Genomic DNA, 16,776 nt, shown 5'->3' with positions numbered 1-16,776 from the left:
CGATGAAACTCGCCCAATACTTCGTCAACCGCCCGATTCTCGCGGGCGTGCTGTCGGTGCTTTTCCTGATCGCCGGCGGAATCGCCGTATTCAGGCTGCCGATCAGCGAATATCCCGAGGTCGTGCCGCCCACCGTCGTGGTCAAGGCCAGCTATCCCGGCGCCAATCCCAAGGTCATCGCCGAAACGGTGGCCACGCCGCTGGAAGAACAGATCAACGGCGTCGAGGGCATGCTTTACACGTCCTCACAGGCCACCAGCGACGGGCAGATGACCCTTACCGTGACCTTCGCGCTGGGCACCGACCTGGACAACGCGCAGGTGCAGACACAGAACCGCGTGGCGCAGGCCCTGCCCCGCCTGCCCGAGGAAGTGCAGCGCCTGGGTGTCACCACCACCAAGAGTTCGCCCGACCTGACGATGGTGGTGCATCTCACCTCGCCCGACCATCGCTACGACATGCTCTACCTGTCGAACTACGCACGCACGCGCATCAAGGACCAGCTGGCCCGCCTGGACGGCGTGGGCGACGTGCAGCTGTTCGGCGCGGGCGAGTACAGCATGCGCGTGTGGATGAACCCGGAAAAGCTGGCCATCCGCAACCTCACCACGGGTGACGTGATCAAGGCCGTGCGCGAGCAGAACATCGAGGTGGCGGCCGGTTCGCTCAACGCACCGCCGGGGCCGAATTCCAACGCGTTCCAGGTGAACATCAACACGCGTGGCCGCCTGGTCACCGAGGACGATTTCCTCAACATCATCGTGCGCAGCGACGCCACCGGTTCGGTCACGCACCTGCGTGACGTGGCGCGCGTGGAGCTGGGCTCGAACAACTACGCGCTGCGCAGCCTGCTGAACAACCGCGAGGCCGTGGCCATCCCGATCTTCCAGCGGCCCGGTTCGAACGCCATCGCCATCTCCGACGAAGTGCGCGCGCAGATGGCCACCCTGAAGAAGGACTTCCCGCAGGGCGTCGACTACTCGATCGTCTACGACCCGACCGTGTTCGTGCGCGGCTCGATCGAGGCCGTCGTGCACACGCTGTTCGAGGCGATCCTGCTGGTGGTGCTGGTGGTGATCCTGTTCCTGCAGACCTGGCGCGCCTCGATCATTCCGCTGGTGGCCGTGCCGGTATCGCTGATCGGCACGTTCGCGGTGATGTACCTGGTCGGCTTCTCGCTCAACGCGCTGTCGCTGTTCGGCCTGGTGCTGGCCATCGGCATCGTGGTGGACGACGCCATCGTGGTCGTGGAGAACGTGGAGCGACACATCGAGCACGGGCTGGACCCGAAGGCGGCCACGCGCCAGGCGATGACGGAAGTCACCGGCCCCATCGTGGCGACGGCGCTGGTGCTGTGCGCGGTGTTCGTGCCGGCCGCCTTCATCAGCGGCCTCACCGGCCAGTTCTATCGCCAGTTCGCGCTGACCATCGCCATCTCGACGGTCATCTCCGCGTTCAACTCGCTGACCCTCAGCCCGGCGCTGTCCGCCATCCTGCTCAAGGGCCGCGACGAGCCGAAGGACAGGCTCACCGTGTGGATGGAGCGCAGCCTGGGCTGGCTGTTCCGCCCGTTCAACCGCGGCTTCGAACGTGCATCGCACGGCTACGTCAGCGGCGTGCAGAAGGTGCTGCGGTTCTCCGCGGTTATGCTGGTGCTGTACGTGGGCCTGGTGGCGCTGGGCGTACTCGGTTTCGCGCGGACGCACACGGGATTCGTGCCGACCCAGGACAAGCAATACCTGGTGTCATTCGCGCAGCTGCCCGATGCCGCTTCGCTGGACCGCACCGAGGGCGTGATCCGCCGCATGGGCGACATCGCGCTGAAGGACCCGGGCGTGGAGAGCGCCGTGCAGTTCCCCGGCCTGTCGATCAACGGCTTCACCAACAGCACCAACGCCGGCATCGTGTTCGTCACGCTGAAGCCGTTCGAGGAACGCCGTGCCGGGGACCTGTCCGCCGAGGCGATCGCGGCACGACTCAACGGGCAGTTCGCCGGCATCCAGGATGCCTATATCGCGATCTTCCCGCCGCCGCCGGTCAACGGCCTGGGCACGATCGGCGGTTTCCGCATGCAGATCGAGGACCGCGGCGACCTGGGCTTCGAGGAACTCTACAAGCAGACGCAGGGGATCATCGCGGCCAGCCAGAAGACACCCGAACTGGCCCACCTGTTCACCAGCTTCCAGGTGAGCGTGCCCCAGTACGATGCCGATATCGATCGTGAGAAGGCGAAGTCCGAAGGCATCGACCTGGGCGATGTGTTCCAGACCATGCAGGCGTACCTCGGCTCGCTCTACGTCAACGACTTCAACCGCTTCGGCCGCACCTACCAGGTGAACGTGTCCGCGGAACCGTCGTTCCGCCACGAGCCGTCCGACATCGTGGGCCTGAAAACCCGCAATGCCGCCGGCGACCTGGTGCCACTGGGTTCGTTCCTCACGGTCCGCCAGACCAACGGCCCCGACCGCGTGCAGCACTACAACGGTTATCCCACGGCCGAGATCAACGGCGGTGCCGCGCCGGGCTACAGCACCGGCCAGGCACAGGCGGCGATGGAGAAACTGGTCAAGGCCAACCTGCCCAACGGCATGACCTACGAGTGGACGGAACTGACCTACCAGCAGATCCTCGCCGGCAACACGGCGGTGCTGGTGTTCCCGCTGTCCGTGCTGCTGGTGTTCCTGGTGCTGGCGTCGCTGTACGAAAGCCTGAGCCTGCCACTGGCGGTGATCCTGATCGTGCCGATGGTGCTGCTGTCCGCGATCGTCGGCATCATCGTCACCGGCGGCGACAACAACATCTTCACCCAGATCGGCCTGATCGTCCTGGTGGGCCTGGCGTGCAAGAACGCGATCCTCATCGTCGAGTTTGCCCGCGAAGCGGAGATCGGCGGCATGAACCGCGTGGATGCCGTGCTCGAAGCCGCACGACTGCGACTGCGCCCGATCCTGATGACCTCGTTCGCTTTCATCATGGGCGTGGTGCCCCTGGTCACCTCGCACGGCGCCGGTGCGGAAATGCGCCATGCCATGGGCGTGGCGGTGTTCGCCGGCATGCTCGGCGTCACCTTCTTCGGCCTGATCTTCACGCCGCTCTTCTACGTGCTGATCCGCGGCTTGAACGAGCGCACCGAAGCACGCCGTCGCGAGCGCCGCGAGCGTCGCCTTCTCGAACACGCGGCCCGGGAGTCGTAAGCCATGACCTTTGTTCCTCGCATGACCGCACTGTTCGCCGCCCTCGTCCTCGCCGGCTGTGCCAGCGTGGGCCCGGACTACCATGCACCCGTGCAGGCACCGGTGACCTTGCAAGGCGTCGACGCCACGCACCAGAACACCGGTGACGTGCAGGCACGCTGGTGGAAACAGTTCGGCGATCCCACCCTCGATGCGCTGATCGTCCGCGCGGCGAAGGGCGCGCCGGACCTCCGCATCGCCACGGCCCGGCTCAACCAGGCGCGTGCCGCACTCGGCACGGCACGGTCGCAGCAGGTGCCCGACGTGGAAACCGTCGCATCGTTCCAGCGCAGCCGTGGGCAACAGCCGGGCTTCAGTGACCAGCGCACCACGGTGACCCAGTACCAGGCGGGCTTCGATGCGTCGTGGGAGCTGGATCTGTTCGGCGGTGTTCGCCGGTCGGTGGAAGCCGCACGCGCCGATGCCGCGGCCGGAGAGGCATCCCTGCAGGATGCGCAGGTCACGCTGTTCGCCGAGGTGGCACGCAACTATTTCGACCTGCGCGGCACCCAGCTGCGGATCGACGTGGCCCGGCGCGACATCGCCAACCAGCAGGATTCGCTCAAGGTCATCCAGGCCCGGGTCGATGTCGGCACCGGCGCCGAACAGGGCCTGGCCAGCGCCAGGGCCCGAGTGGCCGCGGTGGAAGCGCAGCTGCCCGTACTCCAGACCCAGGCCCAGGCCGATACGTTCCGCATCGCGGTGCTGCTCGGCGCGCGGCCGGGTGAGCTGGACGTCGACCTCTCGCCGGCCACGTTCACGCCGATCGATGTCAGCCTGGCGATCGGCGGCGCCGACGACGTGCTGAAACGACGCCCGGACATCCGCATCGCCGAGCGCGAACTGGCCGCCGCCAATGCGCGCATCGGCGTGGCCAAGGCCGATTATTTCCCGCACATCTCGCTGGGCGGGTTCATCGGCTTCCTTGCCGGTCGCAGCAACGACTTCGGGGGTGCCGACTCGCGTGCCTTCCAGCTGGCGCCGAGCATTTCATGGTCGGGTCTGAACGTGCAGCGCGTCGCGTCGGGCGTGCGCGGTGCAAGGGCCCGCGCGGAAGAGGCGCAGGCCAACTACGACCGCACCGTGCTCACCGCGCTGGAAGATGTCGACAACGCGCTGGTCGGTTTCAACCAGCAGCGGGTGCGCGTGGAGAAGCTGGTGGTCCAGGCCAGCGAAAGCCGCCGCGCGGCGGAACTGGCCAAGCTGCGCTACGACGCCGGCCGCACCGACTTCCTCGAACTGCTCGATGCGCAACGGACCCAGCTCTCGGCCGAAGATCAGCTGGCGGAAGCCGAGGCGGCCACCAACACGCGTGCCGTGCAGCTGTACAAGGCGCTCGGCGGTGGCTGGCAAGCCTGCGGCAACGAAGCATGCAGCGAGGTGGCTAAGGCGCCATGACCGCCGCGACGCTTCATCGGCTGCCGGTGGCCACGCCCCGCTCGACCCCGCTGGGCGTGGAGCCGCCGCTCGGCCAGCGCGTCGCGCTGGTGAGCGGCGCCAACCGTGGCATCGGTTACGAGGTGGCGAGGCAACTCGCCGCGCTCGGTGTCACGGTATTCGTCGGCGGGCGCGAGGTGGCACGGGCGGAGAAGGCGGCACGCACGCTCCGCGAGGCGGGCGGTGTCGCCTATGCACTGCGCCTGGATGTCACACGGTCGGCGGACATCCAGACGGCCGTCGCCAACATCGAGGGACGACTGGGGCGGCTCGACATCCTGGTGAACAACGCGGGCGGGTATTTCGACGCGGGCGGCCGCGCGTCGCGGCCCGACCTGGATACGATACGTGGCGCGCTCGAAGTGAACCTGCTGGGCGCATGGTGCCTGACCTCGGCGGTGCTGCCGATGATGCGGCGCCACGGTTACGGTCGCGTGGTCAACGTGTCCAGCGAATGCGCCACGCATGCCATGTGCGGCGACGATGCGCCGTCTTACCGCATCTCGAAGGCCGCGCTCAACGCCTATACGCAGGTGGCCGCCAGGGAGCTGGAAGGCAGCGGCGTGCTGGTCAACGCCGTGTCCCCCGGCTGGACCGCCACGGCCCTGGGCGGTAGCGGTGGCCGGCCGGTGGCCGAGGGCGCGCGCGGCGTGGTGTGGGCCGCGCTGTTGTCGGAGCGTGAGGCGATCCACGGCAGGTTGTGCCGCGACGGCAGGGCCATCGCCTGGTAACGAGGCAGGGCGACCGGGTTCAGCGCGAGATGATGTGCGCGAACCACTCCCACCCGCGGAGCCGGGCGGTGATCAGCTTGACGCAGGTCAGCATCGGCACGGCTAGCAACGCGCCGGGAATGCCCCATAGCCAGCCCCAGATCAACAGCCACAGCAGGATGGCCACGGGGCTGAGCCGCGAACGGCGCCCCTGCAGCATCGGCGTAAGCATGTTGCCCTCGATCGCGGTGATGCCGGCGAACGTGGCCGCCGGCAGCATGGCCGGGCCGAGTTCCTGGAAATGCAGCACGCCCACGATGGCCAGCACGGTGGTGGTGGTGATCGCGCCGACGTACGGGATGAAGTTCGCCACGGTGGCCACGGTGCCCCAGAGCAGGGGATCGGGCACGCCGTAAAGGTAGAGCATGCCAGCGGTCACCAGCCCCAGCGTCACGTTGATCGCCGCGGTCATCAGCAGGTAACTGGATACCTCAACCTGGATGCTGCGCACGATGCTCACGGTGTGTCGCTTGTACGCAAAAGTGGGCGATATCTCCACGGCACGCCGCAGGATCTCGTCGCCGTATACAAGGAAGAAAAACACCAGCAGCGCCACCGTCAGCACGCTGGCCAGCACTTTCGGCGCGCCGGCCACGATGTCCCAGGCGGTGAAAGCGAACCCGGCGGCGGCTTGGGGCGCGTTGCGCGCGGTCGTGCCCCCGACCAGGTTCTGCGTGGCCCGGCTGGCCGCTTCGATCTGCTGCGTCATCGGCTTGATCTTGGGCGCAAACGCGCGCATCGCCGTCGGTGCCTCGTGGAACCAGTTCAGTGCGGGCGTGGACAACGTGGCGATGGCCGAAACCAGCCCGACGCCAAGCATCACCATGACGGTCACCGAGGCCAGCCAGCGCGGGATGCGCACGCGTGCCGCGGCAACGACGATGGGGTTCAGGGCCAGGCCGAGGAAGCCTGCCAGCACCAGTGGCACCAGCAGCGACTTGCCCAATACCACCGTATAGACCAGCGCCAGCAGGATCATGCCGGTCAGGGAAATACGGATCGCCTTCAGGTGGCGCGAGATGCGACGGGTGCTACGGCTGCTGCCGGGCTTGCGACGGGGCCGGGTGGGCAGGGTCGCCATTCCCGCTCCCGGCGCCATCGTCGAAGACAACGGCGTGGGCAACCCCCCGGGCAGATCGCTCATGACGCGTCGTCGGCCACGTCGGCCGCGTCATCCGCGGCGTTTCCGGCCAGATCGCCCAGCAGGCTACCCGTGGCCATGGAAATCACCTTGCCGATGATGTCGGCGGTGCCGCCGGCCACCAGCCCGCTGACACCGGGTACGGCGAGGGGGTTGAGCTTGATGTTGCTGAGCAGGAAACCGGCACCGGTCGCGATGCCCACCACAGTGAGGGGATGCTCGTAACCGCGCGCGATGATCGCCGCAGCCGGTTCCACCACCTCGACGCGCGCCGCCGTGACGCGTGCCTTGGCGGCCGTTACCTTGGCCATGCTGCTGAAAATACCCATCGTCTACACCCCTGCCTTGGCTTCGCCTTCCGCCTTGCCCTGACGTACCGCTTCCCTGGCCAGGCTGGCCAGTTCGTTACGGGTACCGGGAAGGCTGATCCAGTGCATGCAGCGCTTGAACACAAGGATGGCGGCAACCAGCAACACCAGCTGCAGGCCGGCCAGCGCGGTGAGCGCCCAGGCCCACGAGCCGAACCACTGCGCCAGGCCCCAGCCGGCGAGCGCCAGCAGGGTCAGGCCCAGCGCCACCGCGAAGACGATCGCGGCCAGTCCCATGAATAGCATCATGACGATGCCGGCACGGGCCAGGCCCAGCTCCGCGCCTGCCAACGCAAACTGCGCGGCGAACAGGTTCTTCAGGCCACTACCGAGCCGACGCAGGTCGTCGATCCAGGCGGGCATCGTCAACGACGGACGCGCCGGACCCGCGCTATCCGCGGCCGGTTCGTTCACGTCGCTACGCCCCGAGGGAATGTCTTCCTGCATGTGTCATTGCCCCCGGGACAAAGGATCAGTTACGAAGGATGCGACCGGCCAGCCAGCCAGCGGCCAGCGCCATGGCGATGGACTGTACCGGCTTCTCGCGCACGTAGTCGCGGGCGGTATCGAGCCAGTCGTTCGCGGTGTCCACGGCCTCGCCATAGACTTCCTTGCCGCGCACCTTCACTTCCTCGGCCTTCTCGGCAGCACGCGTGGCGCCCTCGGCCGCCTTGTCGGTGGCGCTGTGCAGGGTGTTTTCCACCTTGTCGGCGGCGCGATCCACCACGTCCTTGGTGCGGTCCACGGCGTCGGACGTAGCCTGCTTCACACGCTCGGCGCGCGCGTCGATACGCTCGGCGGCCGACACGTTGTTCGCGGCGGCGTTCACTGCATTGGCAGCCTGGTCGAGGGGATTGTTCATGACGTGCACTCCGAAAGGACGGGATGGGACAAGTTAGAGCGGAAGGGGTGACGCTGGAGTCATCGCAAGCGCCGGCGACCGAAGCCGCCGACGCGCGCCGACGTTACCGGCCTCGGCCGCGGAAGAACGAGATGATGGCCAGGATCAGGAAGACGATGAACAGGATCTTGGCGATGCCGGCCGCTGTGCCCGCGATGCCGCCGAAACCGAAGACAGCCGCGATGATGGCGATGACGAGGAAAACGAGAGCGTAGTGCAGCATGGGGAAAATCTCCGGCAGAATGGGACGCGACGCCATTTAGTCCCGGACCCTGCGCAGACCGCGTGAAACCGCGCCGGCCTGCTCAAAGGCCGTTCAGGCTGGCGCGGCGTCCCATGCGTTTCCGCTTCAGCCGCGAACCCGCGGATTGAGCGAATACGTGCCGGTGACGACGGCCTCGTCCACCACGTGACCCTTCATCACATCGCGCAGCTCGGCCAGGTTGAAACCGGTTTCCAGCGGCAGCGTGTCCACGTCCAGTGCGTAAACATGGAAGTGGTAGTGGTGGGGGATGCTGTCGTTCCAGGGCGGGCACGGGCCGTCGTAGCCGTGGTAATGCCCTTCCATGTCACGATCGCCCTTGAACCAGCCGGTGTAGTCGTTGATGCCCTGGACCGACCCGGGCGGGCCCACCGGCTCTTTCTTGCCGCGCGGCACGATGCCCTCGCCACAGGCGCCTTCGCCCAGTTCACGGCACTCCACGGGGATATTGGCCATCAGCCAGTGGACGAACTCCACGCGCGGCAGGTCGCGGCGCACTTCACGGCCTTCGACGTTGACGTCGTCGGGCTTGGAGGGCACGTCGGTGTCGATCACGGCGATGACGAAGGATCGGGCCGTGTTCGGCACCTCCGTCCACGCCAGGTGCGGCGTCACGTTACCCGCCGGCTTCACCGGCTCGCCGAGGTCCATGAACGCGTAGGTGGCCGGGATCGGCTTGCCGTGCTCGATGCTGTCGCTCTTCAGTCGCATGGGCTACTCCTGTTGTATCGCAGCACTTCACCACGCAACGTGTGTAGTCCTTGCAGTGAAACCAGGGACTCAGCCGGCGATGGCGTTGAAGCGGGCCGCGATGTAGTCGTCGGTAAAACTGGTCATGCTGAAATCGCGGATGAAACCGCAGTGCCCGCCGTGGTTGGCGATATCCAGCTCGATGTTGGGCGGCAGGCGGAGCTGGTGGAACGCGGCGATGGGAATGACCGGGTCGTCGCGCGAGGTGAGGATGGTGGCCGGGACGTTCAGGTCCATCAGGCGATCGCCCGCGACCGAGTAGCCGTCGAGGTAGGCCTCGAGCGAATCGAAATCGGTGTGACGCAACACCAGCGAACTGGTGAGGTCGCGCATGTTCTGCTTCAGCTCGTTCAGCTCGAAATACGTCTGCTGCGGGAAGGCCTGCTGCTTCAGGCGCAGCGAGCGGCGCCACTTGTGCATGAAATAGGCGTTGTAGAACCACGGTGCTTCGCTTTCCAGCGAAAACAGGCCCTCGCTCGGATCGATGATCGGGCACACGGCCAGCGCGTAGTCGAACGACACGCCCTGGGTGGGCGCGAGGATGCCTGCGCGCAACGCGAAATTGCCACCCAGCGAGAACCCGGCCACGCCGACCACGCGCGAGGGAAACATGCGGGTGATCTGCCCGAGCGCCGTCACCACCTCGTCGATGCGACAGGAATGGAACAGTGCCTCGTTCAGGCCGTGGCTGTCGCCGTGGTCGCGGAAGTTGAGGCGGAACACATCCCAGCCTTCCTCGATCAACCGGCTGCCGGTCTGCAGCACGTAGGTGGAATCGACGCTGCCCTCCCAGCCGTGGAAGAGAATGGCCAGTCCGCGGGACGCCCCGCCCGTGGTCTGCGCCGTATAGCGACCGCTGAGGCGGTCGCCCTGGCCCACTTCCACCAGCACTTCGACCGACCCTTCCTGCACCTTGTGAGCGCGCCGGGGCAACAGGCGTCGACGGATGCCGCTGGAGGAAAGCATGGTCTGCACATGACCGCTGCGTAGCGGCCATGGCGGATTCAGGTCGATGCCCTTGGGCAGGCTCATGCCGGGGTATCGGTATCCAAAGCCAGGGCGATGCGCTCGCGCGAGGCCTCCGCCATGCGGCGGCGCCCATCGTCCGACACCGGCACGGGCTGGAGGAAATGCACTTCGACGTCGAGCGGACGCTCTCCCAGCAGGCGCAGGAAATTGCCCATGAAGCTCTCGTCTTCGCGGAAGCCCGCATCCACGATACGGCGACCGTGGCGCGCGAAGCGCAGGGCCACGGGCTGTACCGGCACCCCGGCGTCCAGCGCTGCCTGGAAGATGCGGGCATGGAACACCCGCAGCACGCCGTTATGGCCGGTACCGCCCTCGGGGAACACGGCCACGCCACGCCCCTCGCGCAGGCGCTCGACCATCACGGCCATGACCGACGCCAGGGAGTGATTGCTGCCGCGGCGATGGAAGATGGTGCCGCCGCGGGCCGCCATCCAGCCCACCAGCGGCCAGCCGGCGATCTCGGCCTTGGCCACGAAGCACGCGGCGCGCTGCGAATGCAGCAGCACGATGTCCAGCCACGAGGTGTGGTTGGCCACGAACAGCACCGGGTCGGGCAAGGGCGTACCGATGCGCACGCTGCGAAAGCCGAAGATCCGCAGTAGCAGGGTGGACCACAGGCGGATGGCGCGGTGGCCGAAGGGCTCCTTGCCCTCCTTCATGACGCCACCGGCCCAGCTGAGGATGGCCGTGCAGATGAAGATGCCGAACAGGATATGCAGCAACAGCAGCGGCACACGCCACACATAGCGCAGCGGGCGCAGGGGATCGCGCGGGGTCGGGTTGGCGTCGGCGGGTTCCATCAAGCACACAAGATTAACGACCGGCGGACCCTGCCGCTAGGGGAATTTCTCAATCTCGTTGTGCCGCGCGGGCTTGGGGCCGTCAAGCGCGGGCGTTCCCGAGCGGCAGGGCCGTCGAAGCCTTGACCGTCCGCAACACGAAGCTGGTGTTCACGTCGGCCACTCCGGCCGCGTTGAGCAACCGGTCGAGAAGAAATTGCGAGAAGCCGTCCAGATCGGCGACATAGACCTGGAGCAGGTAGTCCATGTCCCCGGTGAGCGCATAGCAGGAAACGACTTCTTCCCAGGTGGCGACCGACTCGGTAAAGGCGTCGATGGCGGCCGACTCGTGCCGCGACAGCTGCACCCGGACGAAGGCCTGCAGGCCCAGCCCGATCGCGCGGGGCTCCAGTCGGGCGCCGTAGCCGCCGATCACCCCGTCCGCCTCGAGCTTCTGCACACGGCGCAGGCATGCCGAGGGCGACAGGTTGACCTCGGTGGCCAGCTCCGCATTGGTGATTCGGCCATGGGCCTGGAGCGCGCCGAGGATGCGTAGGTCAGTCCGGTCGAAGTTGGCCTGCACGTTTATGACCTCATTCGAAGTATATGCGCACGTATATTGCGCCTTGTGACGTAACTAGCGCAATGAGACAAGCCTATTGCGTGCGTCCGGCACTAATCTGTTGTCCTCGCCACGATATACCTCTCCAGGAGTTGCCCCATGGAAAACCCACGCCGCGTCGAGCACCAGCAGACAGACCGCGGTTACGTTCCGGTGTACGCCACCGGCACCGTGGAGCAGCCGTGGGCCAGTTATTCGAAGACGGATCACGAGGTGTGGGACACCCTGTACAGCCGGCAGCGGGCCCTGCTGCCGGCCTATGCCTGCCAGGAATTCCTCGATGGCGTGGAACGCTTCGGCCTGGGCGACGGCGGCATTCCGCGTTTCGACGACTTGAACCGCGTGCTGGGTGCGGCCACGGGCTGGGAAGTGGTCGCCGTGGAAGGCCTGCTGCCGGACGAGGTGTTCTTCGACCACCTGGCCCACCGCCGTTTTCCCGTGAGCTGGTGGATCCGCCGGCCGGACCAGCTGGATTACCTGTCCGAGCCCGATCTGTTCCACGACCTGTTCGGGCACGTACCCCTGCTGCTCAACCCCGTGTTCGCCGACTACATGCAGGCGTACGGCAAGGGCGGCATGAAGGCCCATGCCATCGGGCCGGAGGCCTTGATGAACCTCACGCGCCTCTACTGGTACACGGTGGAGTTCGGCCTGATCCGCACGGAAGCCGGCTTGCGCATCTACGGCGCGGGCATCGTCAGTTCCAAGAGCGAGTCGATCTATTCCATCGACTCGACCGCGCCCAACCGCATCGGCTTCGACCTGGCCCGGGTGATGAACACCCGCTACCGGATCGACTCGCACCAGCAGGCCTACTTCGTGATCGACGACTTCGCCCAGTTGTTCGACGCCACGGCGGCCGATTTCACCCCGGAATACAAGCGGCTGGCCCAGGGCCAGGCCGTGGCGGCCGCCGAGGTGCTGCCGACGGACACCGTGTTTCATCGGGGCAGCCGGGAAGGCTTCGTTTCCGGAGGAGATAACTGAGCCTCAACGGCGGCCTAACGAACGTCCGCTTACGATGGGCCCACGTTCAGTCAACAGGGTGGGTTCAGTCGTGGTCGTCTTCGATATTCCGTTCGAGTCCGTGGGTCCGGGCCTCTGGGTGCTCCAGAAGAATGCGAATGAATATGCCGAGTTCTGCTCGCGCGACGATGCGCTCGAATGCGCATTGGCCGAGGCGCGCCGCATCGAGGCCGCCAACGCGCTGTCGGACATCGTGTTGAACATCGAGGGCAACGACGGAGTATGGCGGGCATTCGATACGTCCATCCGGCCCTACAGCCGCATGCAGGCCGCCTGACGCCGCGCCGCACCCATCCACGCCTCGTGGGTGGGTGTGTAGGAGCCCACGATGTGGGCGATCCCAAACCCGGAAACATTCGTGAAAAGGCCAGCCGCAACGCTGGCCTTTTCGTTGCCCACATCCCGTTACGGCGTGGATGGCAACGGTGTAGGAGCCCACGATGTGGGCGATCCCTCACGACGGCGGGTGCGAATGAGGCCATGCATCGAAAGCGGAGCATGGCTTCGATGGGTTCACGGAAACGCCGGTAGAACTGGGCGGGTGGCTTCTTTCGCGATATGGGGCGGTGAGGGTTCGCGGACATCGTCCGCTCCTACATAGGCCTGGGGCACGGTAGTAGGGGAATCGCAAAAAATAAAACCCCGGCAGCCAGGGGAGGAGCTGCCGGGGTCACGTCGGGTCCAGGCTATCAGGGGAAATAGCGGGACCCGGGACAAAAGGCTATCTAAACCGCCTTCTGCCAACGGGTCGCCTCTCGGCGATCGAATACTTAGATAAGGCCGTTGCCGTGAAGTTCCCGTATCACGGGGGGGTCGTGTTTGGGCTCTGTTTAACTTCGGCGGCCGTGGCGTGGTCGGCCAGCCACGGGCGGACCTGGGCGACCCACAGCGCATAGCCTTTCGGATTCATGTGCAGGCCGTCGCCGATGAACAGATCGGGCTTGGGCTGGCCCTGCGCGTCGACCATGGCGGGCGCCACATCGAGGAACGCGACATTCTTCTGTGCCATGGCCCAGGCGCTGATCAGCTTATTGGCCGCATTGATGGAGGGCAGCAGGGCCACGCGTGCCAGGGAGGGCTTGATCGAGATGAAGGCGATGGGCACATCTGGCTGGCCCTGGCGGACCTTGGTCACGAACGCGGCGAAATCGTCGCGCACCTGTTCGGGGGTGTCGCCGTTCTGCAGGTCGTTGTCGCCGGCGTAGACCACGATGGCGGCCGGCTTGTAGGGCGCCACGATGCGATCGGCGAACGCCGTGGCGTCGTCCATGTCCGAGCCGCCGAAGCCGCGGTTGATCACACGATAATTCGGAAAGTCGCTGGCCAGGCTCTTCCAGAAGCGGATGGACGAGCTGCCGATGAACAGCACGGCGTGCGCGGGCGGTGGGTTGGCCCGGTCGTTGGCCTCGAAGGCCTGGATGTCGCTTTCCCACTGGCTGTGGTCGGGGGCCTTGGCGTGGGCGCCGAAGGACAGGACGAGTAAGGTGAGGAGGATCATCAGGCGTTTCATCCGAAGGAACGTAACCGCTCAGGCGCCCGGGGGCAAACCCGGACGATCCACCGCGGTGACCTTGAGCACGGCCTCCACATGCTGGCCGTTCCAGCGATAGATGAAGTGCTCGGCCTGCAGGCAGGGCGCCACCAGGTCCGGATAGAACACCGCCACGCACTCGCCGCCGGGATGCCGCGCGCTGTCGTAGACGATGCCGTTGGAACCCTCGTCGCGCAGCCGGCGGGCGAGCGCGACACTGGCCGTGTAGGAATCCGGATCGTGCTCCGCGGGCCAGCCGCCGCGGATATCGTGCAGGCGGCCGGCGATGGACGTGGCGTAGCAGCGCACCTGGACGTCCGTCGGTGGCTCGCGCGTGGCGGCCAGGAAGGCTTCCCGGTGGTAGACGGTTTCCTCGATGGCGGTGGCCACGGTGTGCGCCGCGTAGAACACGCCCCAGTGACCGTCCGAGAACCGGCTGCCCTCGGGCGGTATATGGGCGAAGGCGGCCATGATCGGCGTAGTGCCGTGCCCCGATACCCTGCGACCGGGTGGCAGCAGGCTCAGTGCGCCCATTTCCTCGCGCAGGCGTGGGTTGGTCAGCGACTCGATCGCCATCACCGCGTCGATATCCTTCGGATCGGCGATGCGGTCGAACAGGCCCACGGGCGGAAACCGGCTGGGAACGATGCGGTAGGCGTGAGCCCAGCGTATCCGCCGCGACGGCGGCAGCGGGATCATCCGTTCCAGCCGCGCTGGGCGTCCAGGTACTGGCGGACGACATAAAGGTCGGCGACGTTGCCCGAGAGCATGCGATCCAGCGCCGAGCGGCCACCGAACAACGGGGCCGCGTTGGGTTTGCGGACCCAGGCATCCGCCTGGCCGGGCTCGGGGAACAGGATCTGCAGGTCTTTCCAGATGCCCAGCAGGTAGCTGATGCGCTCGATCACGTCGCGCCCCGGCGCGCCATCCTGCAGCTTCTTCCACTTGAAGTAGGTGGACTCCGGCGGATCGCCCAGCAGGGTGCGCTGTTCGGCACCACGGAGTTTCCAGCGTTCCGCCAGCGCGAAGAACGCCCTCAGCGCCGGGCCGCCGAGATCGGCGACGGGTGTCGGACGGGCATGGATCGCAGGCTGCATCGACGACTCCACTTGTGGATACATAGACGATGTTACTTCATATGTGGAGATCGCGGTAGCAGGGTGGTCCTGCTCAGTGTTTGCGCTGCGCGGCGATCCATTCGTCGACATGCTGCTCCAGTACCGGCAGGGGTACCGAACCCATCGACAGCACCGTGTCGTGGAACGCCCGCAGGTCGAAGCCCTCGCCCAGCGCCTTCTCCGCCTTCTCGCGCAGGGCGCGGATCTTCAGGTAGCCCAGCTCGTAGGACAGCGCCTGGCCGGGCCAGCTGATGTAACGGTCCACTTCGTTGGCGATCTCGCGCTGGCTCAGCGCGGTGTTGCTGCTGAGGTAGTCGATCGCCTGCTGCCGGCTCCAGCCGAGGTGGTGGATGCCCGTATCCACCACCAGGCGACAGGCGCGCCACATCTGGTAGGTGAGGAAGCCGAAGTGCTCGTAAGGCGTGTGGTAGATGCCCATCTCCTCGCCGAGGTATTCCGAATACAGCGCCCAGCCCTCACCGTACGCCGAGATATAGCCGTCGCGCCGGAAGTCGGGCAGCCCCTGCTGCTCGGCCGACAGCGCCAGCTGCAACGCGTGGCCCGGCATCGACTCGTGCAGGGTCAGCGCCGGCATGTTGAACAGCGGACGCGACGGCAGGTCGTAGGTGTTGACCAGGTACGTATCCGGGCCACCGCGGCCGGACGTGTAATACGGCGCGATGGCCGCCGGTACCGGCTCGATGGCGAAACGCTGCCGGGGCAACAGGCCGAAATACTTGCCCAGCTTCGCGTCCACCTGCTTGGCCACCCACGCCGTGCGCATCAGCAGCTCGTCGGGCGTCTTGGCGTAGAACTGCGGATCGCTGCGCAGGAAGGCCAGGAACGCCGGGAAGTCGCCCTTGAATCCGGTCTGCTGCATCGTCTGCACCATCTCCTTGTGCAGCCGATCCACCTCGCGCAGGCCGATGGCGTGGATGGCGTCCGGGGTGAGGTCCAACGTGGTGTACTCGAGGATCTGCTGCCGGTAGTAGGCCTTGCCGTCGGGCAGCGACTCCGCTGCCAGGGTGGGCCGCGCACCGGGCACGTACTCGGTGCGGAAGAACGTGAGCAACCGGCCGTAGGCCGGGATCACGTCGCCGGCGATGACCTGGCGGGCTTCCGCACGCAGCGCCTCGGCGTCGGCCGCCGGAAGCGTCTTCGGCAACGCGGTGAACGGCCGGTAGAGCGCGCTGTCCTCCGGTTTCTTCAGGTCGGCGACGGCGGCGATCGATACGTCACGCCCGTCGAGCACGGCCCGCGGCACCGTGAAACCACGCGCCAGGCCCAGGCGCATGTTGGCGATCTCCTGGTCCATGTACGCGGGGATCTGGCGCAGGCGGTCGATGTATTTGCGGTAGTCGTCGCGCGTGCGCAGGTCGTCGCCGTGCATCACGTAACCGATGTCCGACCAGAACGCCGAGTCGCTGTTGAACGGCATCTGCCACTGCTGGAACCGCTGCGCGGCGGCCAGGTTGGCGATCTGTGCCTGGTAGACCTCGTAGTCCACGCGTGCCGTGCCGCTCAGCGATGCCGAATCGATCCGCTTCAGCTGCGCCAGCACGTCGTTCCAGTAGGCGAGACGCTTCGCCTGGCTGGCGGCGTCCACCGTGTCCAGCCGGCCCTCGCCGGGCTGCGCTTCACCGGAGGTGAGGATGCCGGCCTGTCCGTTGCGCCAGGCCCATTCCTTCGTATAGATCGCCTTGAACGCCGCGTCGGCGGGCGTGGCCATCGGTGCGGCGGCGTGGGCGGTGCCGGCAACGAGGCCGGCGAAGGCGATGGCGCGGATCCAGGGGGACATGCGGGCTCCGA

General features: G+C 66.6%; 18 protein-coding genes. 5 read left to right on the top strand and 13 right to left on the bottom strand.

Going from position 1 to position 16,776, the window contains the following annotated elements; genetic code table 11:
• The first annotated feature begins 2 nt into the window (after window positions 1-2).
• From AB8808_RS00375 to AB8808_RS00365, 3 genes are read left to right on the top strand one after another with little or no spacing between them, the layout of a single operon-like run.
• On the top strand, window positions 3-3,194 hold the full coding sequence (locus AB8808_RS00375; protein WP_369925755.1) for an efflux RND transporter permease subunit: 3,192 nt from the start codon (window positions 3-5) through the stop codon (window positions 3,192-3,194).
• A gap of 3 nt (window positions 3,195-3,197) precedes the next feature.
• A complete protein-coding gene (locus AB8808_RS00370; protein WP_369925753.1) occupies window positions 3,198-4,631 on the top strand; it encodes an efflux transporter outer membrane subunit in 1,434 nt (477 codons plus the stop codon).
• Window positions 4,628-5,401: an SDR family NAD(P)-dependent oxidoreductase gene (locus tag AB8808_RS00365; RefSeq protein WP_369925751.1), complete on the top strand. Its 774-nt coding sequence runs from the start codon at window positions 4,628-4,630 to the stop codon at window positions 5,399-5,401. The genes AB8808_RS00370 and AB8808_RS00365 overlap by 4 nt, the downstream gene beginning before the upstream one ends.
• A gap of 19 nt (window positions 5,402-5,420) precedes the next feature.
• On the opposite strand, the gene AB8808_RS00360 is transcribed toward AB8808_RS00365, so the two are convergent.
• The 9 genes from AB8808_RS00360 to AB8808_RS00320 form a co-directional block, all read right to left on the bottom strand.
• Window positions 5,421-6,584 carry an AI-2E family transporter gene (locus tag AB8808_RS00360; RefSeq protein ID WP_369925749.1) on the bottom strand — a complete coding sequence of 388 codons (1,164 nt, stop codon included), beginning with the start codon at window positions 6,582-6,584 and terminating at the stop codon, window positions 5,421-5,423.
• Complete coding sequence (locus AB8808_RS00355) at window positions 6,581-6,910, bottom strand: hypothetical protein (RefSeq protein WP_369925746.1); 330 nt, start codon at window positions 6,908-6,910, stop codon at window positions 6,581-6,583. Before AB8808_RS00355 ends, AB8808_RS00360 begins: the two co-directional genes overlap by 4 nt.
• Before the next feature lie 3 nt (window positions 6,911-6,913).
• Window positions 6,914-7,396, bottom strand: a complete 483-nt coding sequence (locus tag AB8808_RS00350) for an ABC transporter ATP-binding protein (RefSeq protein ID WP_369925743.1) — start codon at window positions 7,394-7,396, stop codon at window positions 6,914-6,916.
• Window positions 7,397-7,421: 25 nt separating this feature from the next.
• Window positions 7,422-7,811, bottom strand: coding sequence for an ElaB/YgaM/YqjD family protein (locus tag AB8808_RS00345; RefSeq protein ID WP_185754223.1), 390 nt, complete (start codon window positions 7,809-7,811; stop codon window positions 7,422-7,424).
• A 103-nt stretch (window positions 7,812-7,914) separates the two neighbouring features.
• The gene (locus tag AB8808_RS00340; RefSeq protein WP_036143663.1) at window positions 7,915-8,073 is read right to left on the bottom strand and encodes a DUF1328 domain-containing protein; all 159 of its coding nucleotides are present in this window, start codon (window positions 8,071-8,073) and stop codon (window positions 7,915-7,917) included.
• A gap of 126 nt (window positions 8,074-8,199) precedes the next feature.
• Window positions 8,200-8,823, bottom strand: a complete 624-nt coding sequence (locus tag AB8808_RS00335) for a YbhB/YbcL family Raf kinase inhibitor-like protein (RefSeq protein ID WP_369925740.1) — start codon at window positions 8,821-8,823, stop codon at window positions 8,200-8,202.
• Window positions 8,824-8,892: 69 nt separating this feature from the next.
• Window positions 8,893-9,894 (bottom strand): YheT family hydrolase, encoded by a 1,002-nt coding sequence (locus tag AB8808_RS00330; RefSeq protein ID WP_369925738.1) that lies wholly within the window; start codon window positions 9,892-9,894, stop codon window positions 8,893-8,895.
• On the bottom strand, window positions 9,891-10,691 hold the full coding sequence (locus AB8808_RS00325) for a lysophospholipid acyltransferase family protein (RefSeq protein WP_369925736.1): 801 nt from the start codon (window positions 10,689-10,691) through the stop codon (window positions 9,891-9,893). Before AB8808_RS00325 ends, AB8808_RS00330 begins: the two co-directional genes overlap by 4 nt.
• Window positions 10,692-10,773: 82 nt before the next feature.
• Window positions 10,774-11,259, bottom strand: coding sequence for an Lrp/AsnC family transcriptional regulator (locus AB8808_RS00320; protein ID WP_369931301.1), 486 nt, complete (start codon window positions 11,257-11,259; stop codon window positions 10,774-10,776).
• Window positions 11,260-11,391: 132 nt separating this feature from the next.
• Between AB8808_RS00320 and phhA the strand changes: the two genes are divergently transcribed.
• Window positions 11,392-12,279 carry a phenylalanine 4-monooxygenase gene (gene phhA / locus AB8808_RS00315; RefSeq protein ID WP_369925734.1) on the top strand — a complete coding sequence of 296 codons (888 nt, stop codon included), beginning with the start codon at window positions 11,392-11,394 and terminating at the stop codon, window positions 12,277-12,279.
• 70 nt (window positions 12,280-12,349) lie between these two features.
• The gene (locus AB8808_RS00310) at window positions 12,350-12,595 is read left to right on the top strand and encodes a hypothetical protein (protein ID WP_036138582.1); all 246 of its coding nucleotides are present in this window, start codon (window positions 12,350-12,352) and stop codon (window positions 12,593-12,595) included.
• A gap of 525 nt (window positions 12,596-13,120) precedes the next feature.
• Here AB8808_RS00310 and AB8808_RS00305 read toward each other — a convergent pair.
• The 4 genes from AB8808_RS00305 to AB8808_RS00290 all read right to left on the bottom strand — a co-directional run bounded on the left by AB8808_RS00305 (window position 13,121) and on the right by AB8808_RS00290 (window position 16,765).
• Window positions 13,121-13,816, bottom strand: coding sequence for an SGNH/GDSL hydrolase family protein (locus AB8808_RS00305; RefSeq protein ID WP_369925732.1), 696 nt, complete (start codon window positions 13,814-13,816; stop codon window positions 13,121-13,123).
• A gap of 30 nt (window positions 13,817-13,846) precedes the next feature.
• Window positions 13,847-14,548, bottom strand: coding sequence for an RES family NAD+ phosphorylase (locus AB8808_RS00300; RefSeq protein ID WP_369925730.1), 702 nt, complete (start codon window positions 14,546-14,548; stop codon window positions 13,847-13,849).
• On the bottom strand, window positions 14,545-14,946 hold the full coding sequence (locus AB8808_RS00295) for an MbcA/ParS/Xre antitoxin family protein (RefSeq protein WP_036138588.1): 402 nt from the start codon (window positions 14,944-14,946) through the stop codon (window positions 14,545-14,547). Before AB8808_RS00295 ends, AB8808_RS00300 begins: the two co-directional genes overlap by 4 nt.
• A gap of 73 nt (window positions 14,947-15,019) precedes the next feature.
• Window positions 15,020-16,765, bottom strand: a complete 1,746-nt coding sequence (locus AB8808_RS00290) for a DUF885 domain-containing protein (protein WP_369925728.1) — start codon at window positions 16,763-16,765, stop codon at window positions 15,020-15,022.
• Between the last annotated feature and the right edge of the window lie 11 nt (window positions 16,766-16,776).

The sequence above is a fragment of the Xanthomonas sp. NCPPB 2632 genome (genome assembly GCF_041228075.2).
Classification (GTDB): domain Bacteria; phylum Pseudomonadota; class Gammaproteobacteria; order Xanthomonadales; family Rhodanobacteraceae; genus Luteibacter.
The sequence above is the reverse complement of the archived record's forward strand: the minus strand, read 5'-3'. Positions and strand labels throughout refer to the sequence as shown.